A 258-nucleotide genomic window follows, 5' to 3' on the forward strand; every position below is an offset into this window, starting at 1 on the left:
ATTTATAAAACGGCTTTCTATTTAACACAAATAAAAGATGCCAACAATATTGAACTGGCCAATTTTTCTTATCAGAAAGATATAAAATACACGAGTAATGGGTCTACTCTCTTATATGAAACCTGCAAGCTACAGACCATTACTTCTCCGGGATATGGAAAAATAGAGTTTGATAATGTATATGAATCTCCGATGGAAGGTACTATGAATGATCCTTATAAAGTAAATAAAGTTATTTTAAAAGATACTTACAATCAT

Annotated in this window: 1 protein-coding gene; it reads left to right on the forward strand. The window is 29.8% G+C overall.

What is annotated here, in order from left to right:
* Positions 1–258 (forward strand): hypothetical protein (locus SB689_RS23520; protein ID WP_410694461.1); only part of this gene is annotated, 258 nt, incomplete at both ends.

The sequence above is a fragment of the Chryseobacterium sp. SIMBA_038 genome, assembly GCF_046535115.1.
Lineage (GTDB): Bacteria > Bacteroidota > Bacteroidia > Flavobacteriales > Weeksellaceae > Chryseobacterium.